Here is a 4911-nt window from a genome sequence, read left to right as displayed (position 1 = left end):
AGTACGCCCCCGTCGTGGACGGCTCGGCGGACACCGCGGCCGGCAGGTTCACCCTCACGTTCGCCTCGGGGGCGCAGGCCGGCGCGGCCTTCCTCGTCACGTCCGACAGCCGCACCGACGGCCCCTGGACCTACACCACCGAGGCCGGCAAGACGCTCTCGGACACCTGGAACTCGGCCTACTCCGGCGGCAACTACGACCTCGCCGTGCACGGCCCCAACGGCTTCCTGCGCCTCTTCAAGGGCCGCAACAAGGTCGCCGGACCCGAGGTCACCGCCCGGCACGCGGGCGACGACATCCAGCTCACCTTCACCAACAAGGGCTCCGGCACGGTGAAGCTGAAGCTGGCCGACGGCTACGGAGGCAGCCCGGTCACGGTGACGGTGCGGCCCGGCGCGACCGTGCGGCACACCGTCGCCCTCGCGGCCAGCAAGCGCTGGTACGACCTGACCGTCACCTGCGACGCCGACCCGGCCTTCCTTCGCGGCTTCGCCGGTCATGTGGAGAACGGACGGCCCGGCGTCAGCGACCCGGCGATCGTCACGGGCTGAACACGCGATGAACACCGTTCCGTGCGGACTGGTCAGGTACTGGTCAGATCAAGGTAGTGTGCCCCGGTGACCACGCAATCGAACACTCCTGCAGGCTGGTACCCGGATCCGCACGGAGCGGCGCAGACGCTCCGCTACTGGGACGGCTCGCAGTGGACCGAGCACACCAACCCGGCCGGGCAGCCCGCCGGGCAGGTTCCGCCGCAGCAGGCCCCTGCCCAGCAGGCTCCCTTCCCGCAGCAGCAGGCCGGCGACGCCAAGGTGCAGCGCCAGGTGCAGAAGCAGGCCGGTGTCACGGCCGGCGGCGCCGGCGGCGGCACTCTCTTCACCGAGCCCGTCCTGGTCGTGAACCAGAAGGCCAAGCTGATCGAGCTGACCAACGAGTACAAGGTCATGGATCAGAGCGGCCGGGAGATCGGCTCGGTCACCCAGGTCGGGCAGGGCATCCTGCGCAAGATCCTGCGGTTCGTCTCCAGCCTCGACCAGTTCCTCACTCACAAGCTGGAGATCCGTGACGCCCACGGCCAGCCGCAGCTGCTGCTGACCCGGCCCGCGAAGATCTTCAAGTCGCGGGTGATCGTGACCCGCCCGGACGGCTCGCCGGTCGGCGAGATCGTCCAGAAGAACATGATCGGCAAGATCAACTTCGCGATGATGGCGAACGGCCAGCAGGTCGGCGCGATCAAGGCGGAGAACTGGCGGGCCTGGAACTTCGCGATCGTCGACCACGCGGACAACGAGGTCGCCCGGATCACCAAGACCTGGGAAGGCCTCGCCAAGACGCTGTTCACGACCGCGGACAACTACGTCCTGCAGATCCACTACCAGCTGCCCGAGCCGCTGCTGAGCCTCGTGGTGGCCACGGCGCTGACCGTGGACACCGCCCTCAAGCAGGACGCCCGCGGCTGGGGCTGACCGGCGCCGCCGGAAGGCCGGACAGTACGGCGTCGGCGGCCGGTGCCCGCGGATCACCTCCGCGCACCGGCCGCCGCCGTATGTGCTCACAGAGCCGTGAGATGCCCCGGCTGCTCCGGCCGGCGGGGGAGCAGCCCCGGCTCGGCCGTCGCCGCCCGCTCCAGGGCCAGCACCGCCGCCACCGGGTGCTCCTCGGACGCGTCCGGCCCGCCGTACTCCTCGGCGCGGTGCCCGGGTCCGGGGGCCGCCCGGGTGAGCAGCACCACACCCCAGGCGGCCAGCCCCGCGCCGGCCAGGGCCAGCAGCACCCCGGCGGCGCCGCCCCGCAGCCCCTGCCCCAGCAGGGTGAGCCCGATCACCGCGGCGGCCACCGGATTGGCGAGCGTCACCACGGCCAGCGGCGCCCCGAGACCGCCGCGATAGGCCGTCTGGGACAGCAGCAGTCCGCCGACCGCGAACGCGGCCACGAGCACCGCGCCCACGACCACCTCGACGCTCAGCACCGGACCCGAGCGGTCCGTGGCCGCCACGGTCACCGTCTGGGTGAGCGCGGAGGCCACACCGGAGGCGAAGCCGGACGCGGTCGCGTGCCGCAGCCCCGGCCGCGCGCCGGGCCGGGACAGCAGCCCGATCGCGGCGGCGGTCGTCCCCGCGACCACCAGCGCCTCGGTCAGCGACAGCACCCGGGCGGGTGCCGGACCCGAGGCGGTGACCAGCAGCGCGGCCAGCCCGAGCAGGGTGAGCGCCGTACCGCGCCACTCCACCGCGCTGACCCGCCGCCCGGCCGCCCGCGCGCCCAGCGGCACGGCCGCGACCAGGGTCAGCGCGCCCAGCGGCTGTACGACGGTCAGCGGGCCGTACTTCAGGGCGACGACGTGCAGCAGCGCGGCGGCGGCGTTCAGCCCCACCGCCGACCACCAGGCGCCGGTGCCCAGCAGCCGCAGCAGGCCGCCGCCGGCGCTGCGCGCGGCCAGGCGTTCCTGGGCGACCGCGGCCAGCGCGTAGGCGATCGCCGACACCAGCGACAGGCCGAGGGCGGCCAGGGCGGCGGCGCTCATCGGCCCGCTCCCGCCAGGACGACCTCGCGGGTGCTCAGCAGGCCGGTGCCGCGTCCCGCCGTGACGGCGGTGCGCCGCGGCGGACGGATGACGGCGAGCGCGAGGCCGAACATGGCCGTGGCCACGATCGCGTCGAGCCAGTAGTGGTTCGCCGTGCCCACGATCACCAGCAGGGTGATCAGCGGGTGCAGCAGCCAGAGCCAGCGCCACCGGGAGCGGGTGGCGGCGATCAGGCCGATCGCCAGCATCAGCGCCCAGCCGAAGTGCAGCGAGGGCATCGCCGCGAACTGGTTGGAGAGGTGGTCGCTGGACGGCGGGCCGTACACGGACGGGCCGTAGACCCGGGCGGTGTCCACCAGGCCCGTCGCGGTCAGCATCCGCGGCGGGGCCAGCGGGAAGGTGAACGGCAGCACCAGGGCGGCCGAGGTGACGGCCGCGAGGACCCGGCGGGCCCAGACGTAGTGCCCGGGCCGCCGTACGTACAGCCAGACCAGGAAGGCGAGCGTGGCCGGGAAGTGGACGGTCGCGTAGTAGGTGTTCGCCAGGTGGACGAGGGTGTCGCCGTGCAGCAGTGCGGTCTGCACGGCGTTCTCGTGGGGGAGGTGCGCGGTCCGCTCCAGGTGCCAGACGCGGCGGGCGTTGCGGAACGCCTCCTCGGTATGTCCCGTGGCCAGCCGGCGGCCGAGTTTGTAGACCAGGAACAGCCCGGCTACCAGCAGGAACTCGCGTATCAGAGGCGGGCGTGCCGGGATCTCCGGTGCCCTTTGCGCTTCCGCAGGCTCGGTTCGGGCATTCATCCCCCGGCCCCTTCTGCTGACGGTGGTGCGTGTGGTGGTGCGTGCGCGTCCCGGTCCCCCACCGGAACAGATCGATACGTTGCCGTACCGATACGACAGTGTACCGATACGGTCCAGTACCGGTACACTGGCGTATCGATTGATGTGCGACACACTGGGAACAGGCACGAGTGAGGGGAAGCACCACCATGACGTCGCAGGCCGCGGACGGACCGGAGACGGTCGTCGCCTCGCGCCGCTCCAAGATCACGCCGGAGCGTGAGCGGGAGTTCTTCGACGCCGTGCTGGAACAGATCCGCGAGTGCGGCTACGACTCCGTCACCATGGAGGGGGTCGCCGCCAGCACCCGGTGCAGCAAGTCCACGCTCTACCGGCAGTGGAAGACCAAGCCGCAGTTCGTCGCGGCGGCGCTGCGCGCCAGCCGCAGGGTGCGGTTCGCCGGCATCGACACCGGATCGCTCGCCGAGGACCTGCGCCAGGCCGCGCGGGCCGCGGGCGACTGGTCCGGCAAGGACACCCGGCTGTTGCAGGCGCTGGGACACGCGGTGACGTCCGACCAGGAGCTGGCCCGCGCGCTGCGCGAGGCGCTGGTGGACCCGGAGATCGCCGCGCTGGAGGAGATGCTCGCCCGGGGTGTCGCCCGCGGCGAGGTCCGGGCCGGCCACCCGGCGCTGGAGTACATCCCGGCCATGATGTTCGGCGTCCTGCGGGTGCGGCCGGTGCTCAACGGGCAGTACGCCGACGCCGACTACCTGGTCCGGTTCGTGGAGTCCGCGGTGCTGCCCGCCCTCGGACTGAGATGAGACCCAGGCCGCCGTTCACGGGATGACTGGACGGTGACCTGCCCGCGCCGCACCGTGGGGACGGGGGCGGCGCGCACCCCCCGGCCGGGTGGGGTTCCTCTTGAGCGGAGGGGAATCCCACCCGGCCGATCCGTGTCCCGGCCGATCCGTGTCCCGGCGGGTCCGTGTCCGGGCCGGTCGGTGTCCCGGCCGGTCCCTGGGCCCGGACGTGTCGCACCCGGGCGTCCTTCTCGGTCCCGGTCTCCGAGGTCGCCCTGTCTCGCGGAGGTCGTCCGGGTTCCGCGGCCCTTTCCCGGGAGCCCAGCCCCGGGGCCCCGTCCCAGGAGCCCTGTCTCAGACGTCCTGGCCGTTCCCGCCGCCGGACGAGGGCTTGATGCCCTTCAGGATCTCGTCGACGACCGAGAGCTTCTGCCCGACGTCCAGGCCGAAGCGCACGACCACGATCTGCCGGGGGTCGCCGGGGGAGGGGAAGGCGACCGACTCGACGTAACCGTCGGCGCCCTTGCTGGTGACCGCCTTCCAGCGCACCAGGTAGCCCTTCTGCCCGGCCACCGTCACCGCCTCGGAGGCCAGCACCTCGTGCGAGGTGATGCTGCCGTAGGTGGTCCCGCCGTACGACTGCTTGGCGTTGGCCGCGATGTCCGCCTTCGCCACCGCCTCGGCCGTGTCGCCCTCGTGGCCCAGTGCCACGGCCGGCGCGGTGTAGGCGCCGCCCGCGGTGCAGGTCTTGGCCGTGTCGCCCGGGCACTTGTAGGAGTCGTCGGAGGTCACCTGGGCGCCGGCCGCG

5 protein-coding genes and 1 pseudogene are annotated in these 4911 nt (G+C 72.9%); 3 read left to right on the top strand and 3 right to left on the bottom strand.

Annotated elements, in window-relative coordinates:
• Together CCN44_RS01795 and CCN44_RS01790 are read left to right on the top strand one after the other, a co-directional pair.
• Positions 1–551: phospholipase domain-containing protein (locus CCN44_RS01795; protein WP_143649575.1), on the top strand; the 551-nt coding region annotated here is incomplete at its 5' end.
• Positions 552–617: 66 nt separating this feature from the next.
• Positions 618–1466 carry a phospholipid scramblase-related protein gene (locus CCN44_RS01790; protein WP_059254495.1) on the top strand — a complete coding sequence of 283 codons (849 nt, stop codon included), beginning with the start codon at positions 618–620 and terminating at the stop codon, positions 1464–1466.
• A gap of 86 nt (positions 1467–1552) precedes the next feature.
• Here CCN44_RS01790 and CCN44_RS01785 read toward each other — a convergent pair whose 3' ends face one another.
• Both CCN44_RS01785 and CCN44_RS01780 read right to left on the bottom strand, forming a co-directional pair.
• Positions 1553–2524 carry a DMT family protein gene (locus CCN44_RS01785; RefSeq protein WP_086696671.1) on the bottom strand — a complete coding sequence of 324 codons (972 nt, stop codon included), beginning with the start codon at positions 2522–2524 and terminating at the stop codon, positions 1553–1555.
• Entirely contained in the window at positions 2521–3321 is an 801-nt protein-coding gene (locus CCN44_RS01780) for a phosphatase PAP2 family protein (protein WP_086696670.1), read from the bottom strand. Before CCN44_RS01780 ends, CCN44_RS01785 begins: the two co-directional genes overlap by 4 nt.
• 188 nt (positions 3322–3509) lie before the next feature.
• Here CCN44_RS01780 and CCN44_RS01775 point away from each other — a divergent pair, with 188 nt between their 5' ends.
• Positions 3510–4124: a TetR/AcrR family transcriptional regulator gene (locus CCN44_RS01775; RefSeq protein ID WP_059254502.1), complete on the top strand. Its 615-nt coding sequence runs from the start codon at positions 3510–3512 to the stop codon at positions 4122–4124.
• Positions 4125–4457: 333 nt separating this feature from the next.
• Here the strand turns inward: CCN44_RS01775 and CCN44_RS01770 are convergent.
• Positions 4458–4911 (bottom strand): annotated as a pseudogene (locus CCN44_RS01770) (hypothetical protein); the annotation flags it as partial.

Source organism: Streptomyces tricolor (assembly GCF_002155905.1).
Classification (GTDB): domain Bacteria; phylum Actinomycetota; class Actinomycetes; order Streptomycetales; family Streptomycetaceae; genus Streptomyces; species Streptomyces tricolor.
This window is presented reverse-complemented; position numbering and strand designations above follow the sequence as displayed.

What these genes read in the sequence shown, in the direction of transcription:
- CCN44_RS01780 (WP_086696670.1), bottom strand. Translation starts at nt 3,321, where the DNA reads ATGAATGCCCGAACCGAGCCTGCGGAAGCGCAAAGGGCACCGGAGATC.
- CCN44_RS01775 (WP_059254502.1), top strand. Translation starts at nt 3,510, where the DNA reads ATGACGTCGCAGGCCGCGGACGGACCGGAGACGGTCGTCGCCTCGCGC.
- CCN44_RS01785 (WP_086696671.1), bottom strand. Translation starts at nt 2,524, where the DNA reads ATGAGCGCCGCCGCCCTGGCCGCCCTCGGCCTGTCGCTGGTGTCGGCG.